We start from the raw sequence: 16,025 nt of genomic DNA on the forward strand, positions 1-16,025 counted from the left end.
GCAGGGTCGCCATTCACATGGCGACCTTTTTTATATCTGCTTTTATATCTGCGCCTGATCGCGCAGCCAATCGCGAAACAGCGTTATCTCCGCATCGTGCTGGCGCGATATCTTGGTCATCATCAGCGTCGCGCGATCAACGCGTACAAAGCCCAACGGTGCGATCAACGTTCCGTCACTCAACTCCTGACGCACCAACAGACGCGGTGCCATAATCACGCCTAAGCCATTTCTGGCTGCCTGAATGCCTAACGTTAAATTATCGAAGTGCTTGCCGATCCAGAAATTACCGCGCGCGCCGCTGGTTTTTGCCCATTCGGCCCACGCATGCAGCCGCGTATCGGCGTGCAGCAGCGGCAGCGCGGCAAGATCCTGCTCATTTCGAAAACGCACGGCAAACTGCGGAGCACATAGTGGGCCGATGTAATCATCGCTAATCAAAGTGGCATCAATATCCTCATCCGGCGATTGCTCTGCGCTGAGAATGAGCACGTCGGTATGCTCGCTGCGCAGTTGGTCAATGTCCACCAGCGGCTGAAACTGCACTTCAATATCGGGATAGCGTTGATAAAAGCTGGCGATGCGTGGAATCAGCCATTGCGCCAGGAAGCTGGGCGCACAGGAGACGCTGAGATGATGGCGCATGCCGGTACGAATACTTTCGCAGCTGGTGGAGAGTTCACTAAAGGCTTTTTGACAGCTCACCAGCAAACGTTCACCGTGTGAGGTTAATTTGACGCGTCCGTTGGTGCGCACAAACAGCGGCTTGCCCATCCAGCTCTCCAGCTGCCGCACCTGATGGCTAATGGCGCTGTGGGTGACATGCAGACGTTCGGCTGCCACGCTAAAACTGCAATACAGTGCCGCCTGGTGGAAATAGTGCAGTGCACGTAACGATGGAAGCGCGGTCATACTCGTCCCCTGTGTAAAAACCTAACAGGGATTGTCAGTTTATATCATTTTAATGTCCAGCCGCATTGGCCTAACCTTTCCCCCAGATTCTGGCGGTTGACGGCTAAGCCTCTCTGTGGTTTTGCCAGAAATCGCCGTCACGTTGCACCTCCCGCACACAGCACAATAACAAGAGAAATATCACGCGATGGCTCCACAACTTGCTACTGCCAGGGCGGCGGCGGCGCGCGATAAGCTTCGCGGCTTGCTTTCCCGTCACTACCGGCTTGAAAATTACGACCTCTTCTTTGCACCCTCGTTGCATATTGCCCGGGTGCTGCTTTCCCAATTATTTCTGCGTCAGGAACAGGCGCGTAACCAAACCCGCTACGCGTCGCACTATCCGGTTAGCGAACTCAGCGTGCTGCCGACCTTGCCGATGATGGCGGGCAACATTGCGCTGGTGGAACATATCGATATGCAGCACGGGCGCGTGCGGGCGCTGAGCGAATGCCAGAGTCAGGGGGTTACGGATGCCTCAGAATCCTTTGCCACCCAGCTGCATAAACGTCTTATCAGCGATGCGCGGCTCTTTGTTACGCGTTTGGATCGACACGCCGCCTTGTGTAGCGATCTGGTGCTGATCGCTTTACGTACTGCTGATTTCAGCACCCTGGTACGCAGTGAGCTGCGGTTGTTTGAGCAGGGGCTTGCTTTCGGCGCCGCAGCCGAACAAGCGCTGGCGATAATGGAGAACGACGACTGGCGGCCGTTCAACATCGCAACGGTAGAAAGTATCGCGCTTGAAGCCCCGCTACTGCTGCGATCAATTCAGCAACCGGGATTGCCGTTCGCCCTTTTTCCCTTACCTATCGGGCTGAATGTCAGCACGTTTCCCCAGGATATTCAGGTGCTATCTTCTCCGCAGCGCTTACGTCTGCGTGCTAACGTTCGTGGCAGCGTGAACAAACATCTCAACGTCACTAACACCTTAAAAACACGACTGAAGGAAGCGCTGATACGTAGCCGAAATTCCTAAAAACAGGCACTCTGCTAGTATTCCCTGACAAAGCAGGTCAAAGTAGACCTTTCGTCAGAAGCGTGCCCGTTTCCTTGTGGTGCGCGGGGCATAATGGTATGTTCTTCGCCTTCTCAGATTGAACAATGCGATTCGCAAGGGGAATTACGCAATGCGTATTATTCTGCTCGGAGCACCGGGCGCAGGTAAGGGCACTCAGGCTCAATTTATCATGGAGAAATACGGTATTCCGCAAATCTCCACGGGTGACATGCTGCGTGCGGCAGTGAAAGCGGGCTCCGAATTGGGCCAGCAGGCAAAAGCGATCATGGATGCCGGTAAACTGGTGACTGACGAGTTGGTGATTGCGCTGGTTAAAGAGCGTATCGCGCAGGAAGACTGCAAAAACGGTTTCCTGCTCGATGGCTTCCCACGCACCATCCCGCAGGCTGACGCCATGAAAGAAGCGGGCATCAAAGTCGACTACGTGCTGGAGTTTGCCGTACCCGACGAGCTGATTGTGGATCGTATTGTGGGTCGTCGCGTGCATACGCCATCGGGCCGCGTTTATCACGTCACCTACAATCCACCGAAAGTGGAAGGTAAAGATGACCTGACCGGCGAAGAGCTGACCACGCGTAAAGATGACCAGGAAGAGACCGTGCGTAAGCGTCTGGTGGAATACCATCAGCTGACCGCACCGCTGATTGCCTACTACGGCAAAGAAGCGCAAGACGGCAATACCGAATATCACAAAATCGACGGCACGCGTCCCGTCGCTGAAGTGAGCACGCAATTGGCCACGATCCTCGGCTAAGGCGTCCAGAGGGCCGGTTGTCCGGCCCTTTTGCAGCAATTGCTTTCTCCTCCCTCGATTTCCGCTACAATTTCCCCTGATTTTGATTTGACCCATTCGTTTCGACATCAAGGAAATACAATGAGGCAAGAAAAGCCCGGGGTTTTACTGGTTAATTTAGGTACACCAGACGCACCCACCACACCTGCGGTTAAGCGCTATCTAAAACAATTTCTCGGCGATCCACGCGTTGTTGATACGCCGCGTTGGTTATGGTGGCCGATTCTTAATTTCATCATCCTGCCGTTCCGCTCGCCGCGCGTCTCGAAACTCTATGCATCCGTGTGGATGGACGAAGGTTCACCCTTGATGGTATTCAGCAAGCGCCAGCGTGAAGCCCTGGCACAGCGCCTGGATATGCCGGTTGAGCTCGGCATGAGCTACGGCCAGCCAAGCCTGGATAGCGCGCTGCAGCGCCTGCTGGCGCAGGGCGTCACTAAACTGATCGTGCTGCCGCTCTATCCGCAGTTCTCCTGCTCAACGGTAGCCGCCGTTTGGGATGGGTTAGCCACCAGCTTTAAACCGCTGCGCTCGCTGCCGGAAGTGGCTTTTATTCGCGATTATGCCGAACACCCGGCCTATATCGCTGCCCTGAAAGCCTCGGTAGAACGCTCGTTCGCGCAGCATGGTGAACCGGATCTGCTGGTGCTGTCGTATCACGGCATTCCGCAGCGTTTCGCCAATGAAGGAGATGATTATCCGCAGCGCTGCAAAGACACCACCGCTGCGTTAGCGGCCGCGTTAGGTATTGCGCCGCATAAAATCATGATGACCTTCCAGTCTCGCTTTGGCCGTGAGCCGTGGTTGACGCCGTACACCGATGAAACCATGAAGAGTTTGCCGGCGAAAGGCATCAAGCATGTGCAGGTGATGAGCCCAGGCTTTGCTGCAGATTGCCTGGAAACGCTAGAGGAGATCAGCGGAGAAAACTGCGAGATCTTCCTGCATGCCGGTGGTGAAAAGTTCGAGTACATTCCTGCGCTCAACGATGATGCCGAGCACATTGAAATGATGCTGCAGCTGGTCAACGCACGCCGTTAATGGTGCGGCAGAGAGTGTGATATCATTCTCTGCCTGATTTTCCCTGACGGCACTCTCGATGAAATTTCCCGGCAAACGCAAATCCAAACACTATTTCCCCGTTAACGCACGCGATCCGCTGCTGCAAGCTACGCAGCAAGAGCAGGAAGAGGGCAGCTGGGTGGTGGGTATCGACCAGACGCTGGTGGATATTGAAGCTAAAGTCGATGATGACTTTTTGCAGCGTTACGGCCTTAGCGCCGGCCATTCGCTGGTTATCGACGATACGACTGCCGAAGCACTCTATAACGAACTGATGCGTGAAGAGCTCATCAGCCATCAATTCGCGGGTGGCACCATCGGCAATACGCTGCACAACTACTCGGTACTCGCCGACGATCGTTCGGTGCTGCTGGGCGTGATGTGTAACAACATCCAGATTGGCGGCTATGCCTATCGCTACCTGTGCAACACGTCCAGCCGCATGGATCTTAATTTCCTGCAGGGCGTGGACGGCGCCATTGGCCGCTGCTTCACGCTGATTGGCGAGCAGGGCGAACGCACCTTTGCCATCAGTCCGGGTTTAATGAACCAGCTGCACGCCAGCAACATTCCGGAAGAGGTGATTGCCGGCGCGTCGGCACTGGTGCTGACGTCGTATCTGGTGCGCTGCCAGCCGGGCGAACCGATGCCGGAAGCGACGCTGCGTGCTATTGAATACGCAAAGAAACACAATGTGCCGGTGGTGCTAACGCTCGGCACTAAATATGTGATTCAGGATAACCCGCAGTTCTGGCGCGACTTCCTGCGCGATCACGTCTCGATTGTCGCGATGAATGAAGAAGAGGCTTTCGCGTTGACCGGTGAGCAAGACCCTTTGCTGGCATCGAACATGGCGCTGGATTGGGTGGATCTGGTGTTGTGCACCGCTGGGCCAACCGGTTTGTACATGGCCGGCTTCACGGAAGAGGAATTCAAGCGCAAAACCAACCATCCGCTGCTGCCGGGCGCGTTGGCTGAGTTCAACCAATATGAATTTAGTCGGGCGATGCGTCACAAGGATTGCGACCAGCCGCTGCGTATTTTCTCGCATATCGCGCCTTACATGGGCGGACCAGAAAAGATTATGAACACCAATGGCGCGGGCGATGGCGCGCTGGCGGCACTGCTGCATGATATCACCGCCAACAACTTCCACCGCCAAAAGGTGCCTAACTCCAGCAAACACGGACGAGCCTATCTTACGTATTCCTCGCTGGCACAGGTGTGTAAATACGCCAACCGGGTGAGTTATCAGGTGTTGAACCAGCATTCACCACGCCTGACGCGCGGCCTGCCGGAGCGGGAAGACAGTTTAGAAGAGTCGTACTGGGATCGTTGATGATGGCATCGGTGCGCATGAATGCGCACCCTTCAAAAAACCGGCTATATCCACCTAGGGTCACCATTCATGGTGACCGATTCACGCTTAACTGACGAGCATTACGCCATTTATGGCGATCTTAACAATGACCGCACTCATTTAAATCGGGCACTCGCGCACAATCGGGTTCTGCGCAATCTCTTCTTCCAGCACGTGCAGCATGCTATTGGCGATTTCACGTTCACCCATCACCACGCGATTGGCGCCGCGCTCCATAATATAGGTCACTTCATCGTCGTAATGCGCACGCGCAATAATCTCAATGTCGGGACGCTTCTCACGCGCCGCCGTAACGACTTCGCCCGCTTCATACCCATTTGGAATCGTCAGCAGCAGCCAGCGTGCGCAGTCGAGCCGCGCCAGCTCCATGGTATCAACGCGAGCTGCATTGCCCAGCACCGCTTTAATACCTTGCTCACGTAGCGCTTCAACGCGTGGGCGGGAATTCTCCACCACCACCAGCGGCACATCCGCATCCATCAGTTTTTGCCCCAGCAGGCTGCCGACGCGACCATAGCCGACCAGCACCGCGTGGTTGCAGATATCCACCGGAATCTGCTTCTCCTCTTCGATAGCTTCTTCCAGCGTCTGCTCTTCCATGGTCTCGGTTTTATCGAGGTAGCGCTCCAGCAAGGTAAACAGAATGGGGTTGAGCATGATGGAGAGAATTGCCGCCGCCAGCACCAGATTGCGGCCTTCATCGCTCAACATACCCAGCGAAATACCGAGGCCGGCCAGAATAAAGGCAAATTCACCAATCTGCGCCAGACTCACCGAAATGGTCATGGCGGTGCGGCGTGAATGACCCAATAGCGTAACCAGCAGCCACGCGGCGATCGATTTACCGAGGACGATAATCGCCAGCGCGCCGAGCACCGCCAGCGGCTGTTCAATCAGAATCATCGGGTCAAACAGCATGCCAACGGAAACAAAGAACAGCACGGCGAAGGCATCGCGCAGCGGCAGGGTATCATGTGCCGCGCGGTGGCTCAGTTCCGATTCGTTCAGCACCATGCCGGCAAAGAAGGCGCCGAGTGCAAAGGAAACATCAAAGAATTCGACCGCACCAAAGGCGATACCGAGTGCCAGCGCCAAAACCGCAAGGGTAAACAGCTCACGCGAACCGGTAGCGGCACTTTTTGCCAGAATCCACGGCACCACGCGACGTCCTACCACCATCATCAGCACCATAAACGCGACCACTTTGCCGATGGTGAGCAGCAGATCCCACAGCAGCAGCGTTGGGCTGGCGTTGCCCTGTTCGAGCATGCCGGCGATGGCAGGCAGTAACACCAGCGTCAGCACCATCACCAAATCTTCAACGATTAGCCAGCCAATGGCGATTTGTCCGCGCTGGCTATCAATGAGCTGACGTTCTTCCAGCGCACGCAGCAGTACCACGGTACTGGCGGTTGAGAGACACAGCCCAAACACCAGGCCGGTCATCCACGACCAGCCCATCGTCCAGGAAAGCCCCATTCCCAGCAGCGTCGCCACGGCGATTTGCGCGATGGCGCCGGGAATGGCGATAGACTTTACCGACATCAAATCCTTGAGCGAGAAGTGCAAACCGACGCCGAACATCAGCAGAATCACACCGAGTTCAGCCAGTTCAGGGGCAAGATTGGTATCCGCGACAAAGCCTGGCGTGAAAGGGCCGGCCAGCACGCCCGCCAATAAATAGCCGACCAGCGGTGAGATGCGCAGGCGATTTGCCAGCATACCAAGGAGAAATGCGAGGACCAATCCCCCGACAATGGTAGTGATCAACGGTGTGGTATGATGCATGCCTGTCTCCTTGTGTGCAAATGTATCCGCTTGTAACAACCTAGTGTAATGCACAATCGCTAACCGCGTTTAAACATTTGAGCGGTAAAAAGTCGCTAAATTGAAAAAATGAGATAAAAACGGTGCTGAAGCTGCATTTTCATCACTTATCTCAGGTTATCGGCAGGAAACATGCAGAGCGAGAGGGGGCAAGGAAAAACAGTTGCCCCCGCGAAAGAAGGTCAGGCGTGGCGATTATCGGGGAGGAAAGCGGTTAAAAGGCCGATAAGGGGAAGCCAGGCGCAGATTTGATAAACCCACTCGATACTGGTGTGGTCGGCCACTACGCCGAGCACGGCGGCTCCCAGCCCACCCATACCAAAGGCGAAGCCGAAAAACAGCCCAGAAACCATACCGATACGTCCCGGCATCAGCTCTTGGGCGTAGACTAAAATGGCGGAAAATGCCGAGGCAAGAATCAGCCCGATGATCACGCTCAGTACGCTGGTCCACATTAAGTTGGCATGCGGCAAGAGGAGTGTGAACGGGGCAACGCCAAGAATAGACACCCAAATCACGTATTTTCGCCCAATCTTATCGCCAATAGGCCCACCGATAATGGTGCCTGCAGCCACCGCGCCGAGGAAGGCAAACAGGTGGAATTGCGAAGCCTGCACGGAAAGCCCGAATTTCTGTATTAAATAGAAGGTGTAATAGCTGCTGATGCTGGTGAGATAGAAGTACTTGGAAAAGATCAGCAGCAGCAAAATACTTATGGCCAGTGCGACTTTTTTACGCGGCAGCGGATTCACCGGCGCCACGGTGGTGCTGGATTTGCTCGCACGCTGCTGGTGGCTATACCAACGGCTCACCTGCAGCAGCACGATAATACCCAGCAGCGCTACCAGCACAAACCAGCCAAGATGGCCTTTGCCGTAAGGCGCCACGATCATCGCCGCCAGCAGTGGCCCCAGTGCGCTGCCAAAGTTGCCGCCTACCTGAAACAACGACTGTGCCAAACCGTGACGACCGCCGGAAGCCATACGCGCCACACGTGAAGATTCCGGATGGAATACTGACGAACCGCTTCCCACCAGCGCGGCAGCCAGCAGCACTTGCGGATAGGTCGTGGAAAAGGTCAGGAGAATCAACCCGCATAGCGTAAAGCCCATGCCCACCGGTAGCGACCAGGGTTTGGGGTACTTATCGGTGTAGTGACCAATCAGCGGTTGCAGCAGCGAGGCGGTGACCTGAAAAGTCAGCGTAATCAGGCCGATCTGTACAAAATTGAGGTTAAAATCTTTCTGCAACATCGGGTAGATGGCTAGCAACAAAGATTGCAGCATATCGTTAAGCAGATGCGCGAGGCTGATGGCGCCTAAGATGCCAAAAGCGGTGCGGCCCGGTGCGCGTACCGGTGATGCGAGTTCACTTGCCATAATAATCCTGAAAAGGGCGGTTATCGTTATCAGATTGTTACTTACTGATTGACTCTATAAGCCTTTCGTCTTGAGTTAAAGTGCCATCTGTGCGACACAGGTGGGCGATAAAGCACATTTAGTCCACAGCTCAGTGGAAAAACGCAGAATAAGGAGATCGGCTTTGTTTTTATTACCGCGAAGAGGGCGCTGGGTGGCGCTGCTGATGTTACTGCTGCCGATGCTGGCGCAAGCATGGCAAACGGATCGCAGCTATCGTTTCAGTATTCTGCATACCAACGATCATCACGGACGTTACTGGACTAATGCACAAGGTGAATACGGCCTGGCCGCTCAAAAAACATTGATGGATCAACAGCGCTATGATGTTCAGGCCAAAGGTGGCGGTGCGCTGATCCTGTCGGCAGGCGATGTGAACACCGGCGTGCCAGAGTCAGATATGCTGGATGCTGAACCGGATATACGCGGCATGAATCTCGTGGGCTATGACGCCATGGCGCTGGGTAATCATGAATTTGATAAACCGCTTAGCGTGCTACAAAAGCAGCAAAAGTGGGCCAAATTCCCCTTCCTTTCGGCCAATATCTACCAAAAAGGCACCGATAAGCGCTTATTTAAGCCGTGGGCGACATTTAATCGTATGGGCTTGAAGATTGCCGTAATTGGCCTGACGACGACCGACACGCTGCGCATCGCCAATCCTGAGAACATCGCGACGATAGATATTCGCGATCCGGTGCAAGAGACCGAGAAAGCAGTGGCTGAGCTGCGTGTCACTGAAAAACCTGACGTTATCATCGCGCTGACGCACATGGGCCATTATGACGATGGCCAGCATGGCAGTAATGCGCCGGGCGATGTGGAGTTAGCGCGCAGCCTGCCGCCGGGTACCATCAACGTGATTATTGGTGGTCACTCGCAGGATGCCGTGTGCATGGCTAAAGAGAATGTCAGCGTGAAAAACTATCAGCCGGGCCAACCTTGCCAGCCGGATCGCCAGAACGGCGTGTGGATTATGCAGGCCAAAGAGTGGGGCAAGTTTGTTGGTCGCGGCGACTTCACCTTCCGTAACGGCGAGCTGACGCTGGATAGCTACCAGCTGATCCCGGTTAATCTAAAGCACAAAGTGAAGAACCTCGACGGTAGCGAATCCTGGCTCACCTGGCAGGAAGAGATCCCGAAAAACAGCGCGATGATGAAGTTGTTAACCCCTTACCAACTGCGCGCAGGCAAGAAGCTGGATGTCAACGTCGGCAGCAGTGACGGTGTGTTTGTCGGTGAGCGCGACAAGGTGCGTTTTGAGCAAACCAATCTTGGCCAGCTGATTTTACGTGCGCAAATGGCGGCGACCAAAGCAGACTTTGCGGTTATGAGCGGCGGTGGCATTCGCGCTTCGCTGGACAAGGGTAATCTTAGCTGGCGCGATCTGCTGCAGGTGCAGCCGTTCGGCAATCAGGTGGTGTCGGTTACGCTCACTGGCAATGAGTTGCTGAACTATCTGGCAACGGTGGCCAATATCAAAGTGGATTCAGGCGGCTTCGCGCAGTTCACCAACATCAGTCTGGTGGCGGATGGCAAAGGCGTTAGCGAGGTGAAGATCGACGGCGCAGCGCTGCAAAAGGATAAAACCTACCGTATGGCGACGAATAGCTTTAATGCTAGCGGTGGCGACGGTTATCCGGTGATCGAAAACCATGCCGGATTCAGCAATAGCGGGCTGCGCGATGCGGATGTGCTGCGTGAATTTGTCAGCCAGCATTCACCCTTAAAGGTCGATGATTTTGTACCAACCGGTATTGTGCATCTGACGGAAGCACAGATTGAGCAGCGTAATAAAGCCCAGGAGAAGGAGCGGAAGCCAAGCTATCCGCAGATGATTCTGGCGTGGATTTGGCCGCGCGCGGCACAACACTGAACGCCGATTTCCTGGTGCGCATGAATGCGCACCCTACAAAAAACCGGCGATATCCACGTAGGGCCACCCTTCATGGTGGCCGATTCACGCTTAACTGATGAGGATTACGCCATGAATGCGCACCCTACAAAAACCCGGCGATATCCACGTAGGGTCGCCATTCATGGTGACCGGTTTATCAAGCCTGGCAATTTTTCTGCGTCACCCAACGTTGACGCAACTTATCCCACACCCAGTTGTAGACCATGGTGTAAGGCAGGAAGAACAGAAAGAACGCCACTTCCAGCACGAAAGCGTCCAGCAGCGAAATATTCAGCATCCAGGCCGCAATCGGCAAGCCGATCAGGATAAAGCCCCCTTCAAAACCCAGCGCATGCATTGCACGCAGACCGAAGCCGCGTTTAACCTGTGGCGGCCAGATGCGATCAAAGCCGGTGTTATAGATCATGTTCCACAGCATGGCGACGGTCGACAGCATTATCGCTAACGCGCCCATCTGAAACAGCGGTTTCTCCATGATCCAGGCAGCCAGCGGCGCAACAGTGATAAGTGCCAACCCTTCAAAGCCTGCGGCATGACAAAAACGTTCTTTCAGCGAACGGGTACGCATATAAACCTCCTGATTAGTGATGTCGCACATTTTGGCACTCTGTAATGCTAAGATAAAATGATCACCTATCGATAAAAGCGATGGATCACTATGAAGTACTCCCCGGAATCTCTAGAAGCCTTTGTGCAAACCGTGGCCAGCGGATCGTTTTCCGCTGCTGCGCGTGCGCTGGCAAAAAGCCAGTCAACCATCAGCAGCGCGGTCGCTAACTTGGAGGATGATTTGGGTTTTACGCTGTTCGATCGCAGTGGGCGTCAGCCGGTGCTGACCGAGCATGGCCAGCGCGCCTTCGCGCAGGTGCAGCAAATTCTCGCCGCTAGCCAGCGGCTGGATGAGCTGGCGGTGCGTTTGTCGCAAGGCGTGGAACCGCGGCTCAGCCTGGCGATTTCAGATTTCTGGCAGGCCGATCATCACCAAAATCTGCTTAATCGCTTTGACCAACGATATCCGGATATTGAGTTCGAATGCATGATTGCCGAGGATGCTGATGCGCTGGATCTTTTACAGGCCGGGCGGGTGCATCTTGGTGTGGTGCGAGCTCAGCCGCAACTGCCGCCAGATTTGGCGGTTGCGCGCTTGCAGGTGGGGGCACAGATGGCGATCTATCTGCATCAGGATCATGCTTTATCGCAGCTGCAGCAGGTGAGTGAAGGGCAGCTGGGTGAGCTGCGGCATTTACGGCTTAATACCTGGGTGCAAACGCGTGAGCCGCTGCCCGCGGGGCGCGTATGGTCAGCGCCATCCTATTTGCTGCTGCTGGAGATGGCAGAGCAGGGTTTCGGCTGGAGCGTGTTGCCGCGCTGGCTGGTGGAGCAATTTGGGCATCAGGTACTAAAAGAGCTGCCGGTGCCGGGCTGGCCGCAGCGTATTGCGGTCGATGTGGTGTGGTCGCGACGTAACCCGCCGGGACCGGCTGGTCGCTGGATGATCGACCAGCTCTGCGCCCAGCAGCCCGATTAGCTTCGACGCGCCACATCGGCCAGCGGTGCATCCAGCAGGCGCGACAAATCCTGCGCGGCCAGCTCAATATCCAGCCCGCGCTTGCCTCCGGAGATAAAGATGGTGGCGAATTCCGCAGCCTGCTGATCGATTACCGTTGGCAGACGTTTTTTTTGTCCGAGTGGACTAATTCCCCCTACCAGATAACCGGTCACGCGCTGCGCCAGCTGCGGATCGGCCATATCGGCCTTTTTAGCGCCCAGCGCCTTCGCCACTTTTTTTAGATCCAGCTGCGATGAGACGGGCGTGACCGCCACTGCCAGTGCTTTGGCATCACCGTTTAGCGCGACCAGTAAGGTTTTGAACACCTGACGCGCATCCAGATTCAGTTTACGTACCACCTCGTCACCAAAATTGGTTTCATGGCTATCGTGATCGTAAGGGTGCAGGGTAAAGGTGACGTTTTGTTTTTCCAGCAGTTTTACCGCAGGCGTCATATTTAATCCTTGTTAGGAAGATTCTTATTTCATTTTGAATGGAAAAAGAGTGGCGAAATTCTGAACTTTGCGCGAGAATTGGCCCGCGCCAGCAAGAGATTGCTGGTGATAACCAAAATCATAAACAAATTCCTCTTTGACGGGCCAATATTATTATTGGCCTTCTTTTTTTGTGATTTTTATTGTTATTTGCACCCTTCTACCGCTCGCCATGAATGGCGACCCTACGATGGGCAATGCCAATCCTGGCGTACCGGAATGGCCTAACGCTTCAGCAATCCCGGCAAATTATCGTCGCCATACAGATGCAGTGCCCCTACTGCCACCACATATCGCCCTTTCGGTAACGCCAGCAGCAGCTCACGCCAGTGCTGATTACGATTTCGCATCAGCGTGTCATTCAACTCACTGCTAAAGGTGGTAGGCAGCGCCACCGGCTGCTGCTTTGGCGGGGCATCCAGCCACCAGCTGATCATGGTTTGCAGCAGACGCGCGTTGGTATGCCAATGCTCAAGGGTATCCAGCAGCAGCGGCAATCCATCCTGCGGCAGTGATTTCAGCAGGGCGATCTGAGTTTCCGGACCTTCCAGTTCAATGATGCGTTTATTGGCGGCTTTCGCTGCCTGTAACAGCTGGTAATCAATGCCAAACTGTGGACGCAACCCCAGCCGCTGCGCCTGCTGCGCCTGTAACATAAGCGCGATTTGCCAAAATGGCAGCGTGTCGAACAGGCTAATTGATAGCGATAGCTCATCACACAACGCCTGCAGCCGCAGCAAAACCTCTGCGTCGAGCCGCGTTGCCAGCGGCGGATATTCATCATCGTTGCTGAAGGGCGATCCGCCTTGAGTGATATCCGCTTCAACAATCAGCGCGTCGGCTTTATTCAGCTGGCGCAGTAAACCGGCGGGCAAAGGTTGCATGTCACGCGTGCCCATATGAATGCTGCCAGCCAGATGCAGGCGGCGGTTATCCAGATGGATATCCATAGCCGGCCAGCTGTAACTGGCCGGGAAAAGGATCGCGATCCGTTGTTGGATGCTGTGCCACAGACCGTGTCTCATTCCCTGTCCTTTTGAAGTCAAAAATCCATGCTAGCGATTTCACTCACTGAAAAACAGGGCCGGAGTGGCTATTGCCGTTGCGCGGGCTTGAATCGCAACAATCGGTTAGCGTTACTCACCACGGTAATGGACGACAGCGCCATTGCAGCGCCTGCTACGATCGGGCTGAGTAACATACCGGTAAAGGGATAGAGCACACCGGCAGCAATCGGAATACCCAGGCTGTTGTAAATAAAAGCACCCAATAGGTTCTGGCGCATATTGCGCAAGGTAGCGCCCGCTATCGCCAGTGCATCGGCAACACAGTGCAAATCGTTGCGCATTAGCGTCATTGTGGCGGTTTCCACCGCTACGTCGCTACCGCCGCCCATTGCAATGCCGACATCTGCCTGCGCCAGCGCCGGTGCATCATTGATGCCGTCACCAACCATCACCACTTTGCGACCTTGCTGCTGCAGCTGGATAATGGCCTGGGCTTTGCCGTCGGGGAGTACGCCGGCAATCACTTCATCAATCCCCGCTTCGGCGGCGATCGCCTGTGCGGTTTTCTGATGATCGCCCGTCAGCATAATTAAGCGGTAGCCCTGCTGATGCAGGCGCTGTAACGCCGCTTTGCTCTCTGGTCGCAGGCTGTCACGCAGCGCGATTAAACCGAGCAATTGGTGCGTATCCGCTAACAACACCGGCGTAGCGCCTTGCGCCGCGAAGCGCTCGATATCCGCCTGTGCCGCGCTGTAATCAATGTGCTGCTCGTTCAGTAACGCCTGATTACCCAGTAGCAGCGTTCTGTCGGCAACTTTAGCGCTGATGCCTTTGCCGCGTATTGTACGAAATTGCTTAACCGCCTCGGCGCTCTCCGACGGTGCCGCGTCGAGAATTGCTTTGGCCAGCGGATGGCTGGAGCCTTGTTCCAGTTGTGCCGCCGCCTTCAAAACCTGCTGGCGATCCCAGGCGCCGTACAGCACCACATCGCTCACTTGCGGCGTGCCGCGCGTCAGGGTGCCGGTTTTATCAAACACGATGGTGTCAACTTCGCTGGCGCGCTGTAGTGCATCGGCGTCACGCACCAGCACGCCGAGTTCCGCCGCCCGGCCTACGCCCGCGATGACCGACATTGGCGTGGCTAAGCCTAACGCGCAAGGGCAGGCGATGATCAGTACGGTAGTCACAATCACCAGGGTATAAGCCAGCTGTGGCTGCGGGCCAACCAGATACCACATCAGGCCGCTGAGCAGCGCAATCGCCACCACTACCGGCACAAATACTGCGGAGATGCGGTCCGCAAGGCGGCCAATATCCGGCTTGCTGCTCTGCGCCTGACGCACCAGATTGATGATGCGTGCCAGCGTAGTGTGGCTACCGGTAGCGCGCGCGACAAACTGCAGCGTGCCGTCCTGCACCAGCGTCCCGGCAAAGATGTTGTCTCCGGGCTGTTTGGCCTGCGGTACCGCCTCACCGGTGAGCATCGCTTCATCAAGCCAGGCTTCACCGTTGGCAACCTCGCCATCTACCGGCACACGATCGCCGGTCACCAATTTTAGTCGCATGCCTGGCTGAACATCGCTCAGCGGTAGCAGCGTTTCACCGTGTTCATTAACGACGCGCGCCTGCGCGGGCGTCAAATCCAGTAGTCGTTCCAGTGCTTTTGAGGCGCGCTGCCGTGCGCGCTGTTCTAGCGCATGACCGAGATTAATCAGGCCAACGATCATCACGCTGGCTTCGAAATAGAGATGACGCGCCTGATGTGGGAAAAATTCTGGCCAGATGGCCACGCTCATGGAGTAGAGCCATGCTGCACCGGTTCCCAGCGCCACCAGCGTATCCATGGTGGCGGTGCCGTGACGCAGGCTGCGCCATGCGCTGCGGTAGAAGTGCCCGCCAGCAATCAGCATCACCAGCAAGGTGATGATACCCAGTGTACGCCACAGGGTTTGGTTATCTGCACTCAGCATCATGTTGTCGCCGAGCATGCCCCAAATCATCATTGGTACGCCGAGCAGCAGCGCCAGCGCTGACTGCCAGCTAAAGCGGCGCATGGCTTTTTGAGCGCTAACCTGCTGACGCTCCCGGCGGGTCTGTTCATCATCGATCACTTCGGCGGAATAACCGGCCTGATCAACCGCGCTAACCAGCGCTTCGGCCGTCGCATCACCCACGATTAGTGCACTACGCTCACCGAGGTTGACGCGAGCCTGGCTCACGCCGGGCACTTTTTGTAACGCTTGCTCCACGCGGCTGACACAGCTGGCACAGCTCATGCCGCCAATCAGTAAGTGATGCACGGCAAGATTTTCTTCTGCCGGTTGCGACTCCGTTGTCAGCGCCTCCGGCGGCGGCTCTGTAGCTGTCAACGGATCAGGCTTTGGGCTGGCAGCGCCATCTTTCAGCACGGCGTGGTAGCCAGCTTGTTCCACCGTGGCGATCAGATCGCTGGCACTGGCTGCGCCAATAACACGCGCTTCTTGCTGGGTAACTTCCGCCTGCTCGACATCGCTGCGCTGTTCGAGCGCTTCTTTAACGCGTTTTACACAGTGGCCGCATGACAAACCGTCCAGCGCCAGCAGTTGTGTGTGTGACATGGTTTAT

The 16,025-nt window shown here is 55.6% G+C and carries 13 protein-coding genes; 6 read left to right on the forward strand and 7 right to left on the reverse strand.

The window, feature by feature from the left end; genetic code table 11:
* Positions 1 to 42: 42 nt before the first annotated feature.
* On the reverse strand, positions 43 to 912 hold the full coding sequence (locus AC07WB_RS04930; RefSeq protein WP_097094675.1) for a LysR substrate-binding domain-containing protein: 870 nt from the start codon (positions 910 to 912) through the stop codon (positions 43 to 45).
* A gap of 187 nt (positions 913 to 1,099) precedes the next feature.
* Between AC07WB_RS04930 and AC07WB_RS04935 the strand changes: the two genes are divergently transcribed.
* From AC07WB_RS04935 to AC07WB_RS04950, 4 genes are all read left to right on the forward strand, one after another.
* Positions 1,100 to 1,930: a DUF6024 family protein gene (locus AC07WB_RS04935; protein ID WP_345827136.1), complete on the forward strand. Its 831-nt coding sequence runs from the start codon at positions 1,100 to 1,102 to the stop codon at positions 1,928 to 1,930.
* 151 nt (positions 1,931 to 2,081) lie between these two features.
* Positions 2,082 to 2,726 carry an adenylate kinase gene (adk, locus tag AC07WB_RS04940; protein WP_097094673.1) on the forward strand — a complete coding sequence of 215 codons (645 nt, stop codon included), beginning with the start codon at positions 2,082 to 2,084 and terminating at the stop codon, positions 2,724 to 2,726.
* 120 nt (positions 2,727 to 2,846) lie between these two features.
* The gene (gene hemH / locus AC07WB_RS04945) at positions 2,847 to 3,806 is read left to right on the forward strand and encodes a ferrochelatase (RefSeq protein ID WP_400454892.1); all 960 of its coding nucleotides are present in this window, start codon (positions 2,847 to 2,849) and stop codon (positions 3,804 to 3,806) included.
* A 58-nt stretch (positions 3,807 to 3,864) separates the two neighbouring features.
* Complete coding sequence (locus tag AC07WB_RS04950; protein WP_097094671.1) at positions 3,865 to 5,166, forward strand: inosine/guanosine kinase; 1,302 nt, start codon at positions 3,865 to 3,867, stop codon at positions 5,164 to 5,166.
* A gap of 141 nt (positions 5,167 to 5,307) precedes the next feature.
* On the opposite strand, the gene ybaL is transcribed toward AC07WB_RS04950, so the two are convergent.
* Positions 5,308 to 6,996, reverse strand: a complete 1,689-nt coding sequence (ybaL, locus tag AC07WB_RS04955; RefSeq protein ID WP_494940122.1) for a YbaL family putative K(+) efflux transporter — start codon at positions 6,994 to 6,996, stop codon at positions 5,308 to 5,310.
* 221 nt (positions 6,997 to 7,217) lie between these two features.
* Positions 7,218 to 8,414, reverse strand: a complete 1,197-nt coding sequence (locus tag AC07WB_RS04960; RefSeq protein ID WP_400454895.1) for an MFS transporter — start codon at positions 8,412 to 8,414, stop codon at positions 7,218 to 7,220.
* A 163-nt stretch (positions 8,415 to 8,577) separates the two neighbouring features.
* Between AC07WB_RS04960 and ushA the strand changes: the two genes are divergently transcribed.
* The gene (ushA, locus tag AC07WB_RS04965; RefSeq protein WP_494940123.1) at positions 8,578 to 10,329 is read left to right on the forward strand and encodes a bifunctional UDP-sugar hydrolase/5'-nucleotidase UshA; all 1,752 of its coding nucleotides are present in this window, start codon (positions 8,578 to 8,580) and stop codon (positions 10,327 to 10,329) included.
* Between the two features lie 178 nt (positions 10,330 to 10,507).
* Here the strand turns inward: ushA and AC07WB_RS04970 are convergent, their stop codons facing one another.
* Complete coding sequence (locus tag AC07WB_RS04970) at positions 10,508 to 10,939, reverse strand: multidrug/biocide efflux PACE transporter (protein ID WP_097094667.1); 432 nt, start codon at positions 10,937 to 10,939, stop codon at positions 10,508 to 10,510.
* Between the two features lie 90 nt (positions 10,940 to 11,029).
* Here AC07WB_RS04970 and AC07WB_RS04975 point away from each other — a divergent pair, with 90 nt between their 5' ends.
* Entirely contained in the window at positions 11,030 to 11,899 is an 870-nt protein-coding gene (locus AC07WB_RS04975; protein WP_097094666.1) for a LysR family transcriptional regulator, read from the forward strand.
* Here the strand turns inward: AC07WB_RS04975 and ybaK are convergent.
* The 3 genes from ybaK to copA form a co-directional block, all read right to left on the reverse strand.
* On the reverse strand, positions 11,896 to 12,375 hold the full coding sequence (gene ybaK / locus AC07WB_RS04980; RefSeq protein ID WP_097094665.1) for a Cys-tRNA(Pro)/Cys-tRNA(Cys) deacylase YbaK: 480 nt from the start codon (positions 12,373 to 12,375) through the stop codon (positions 11,896 to 11,898). The genes AC07WB_RS04975 and ybaK overlap by 4 nt on opposite strands.
* A gap of 263 nt (positions 12,376 to 12,638) precedes the next feature.
* The gene (locus AC07WB_RS04985; protein ID WP_345827132.1) at positions 12,639 to 13,439 is read right to left on the reverse strand and encodes a TraB/GumN family protein; all 801 of its coding nucleotides are present in this window, start codon (positions 13,437 to 13,439) and stop codon (positions 12,639 to 12,641) included.
* Between the two features lie 68 nt (positions 13,440 to 13,507).
* On the reverse strand, positions 13,508 to 16,018 hold the full coding sequence (copA, locus tag AC07WB_RS04990; RefSeq protein ID WP_494940124.1) for a copper-exporting P-type ATPase CopA: 2,511 nt from the start codon (positions 16,016 to 16,018) through the stop codon (positions 13,508 to 13,510).
* Between the last annotated feature and the right edge of the window lie 7 nt (positions 16,019 to 16,025).

Source organism: Pantoea sp. GW821-FHT03E06 (assembly GCF_059420725.1).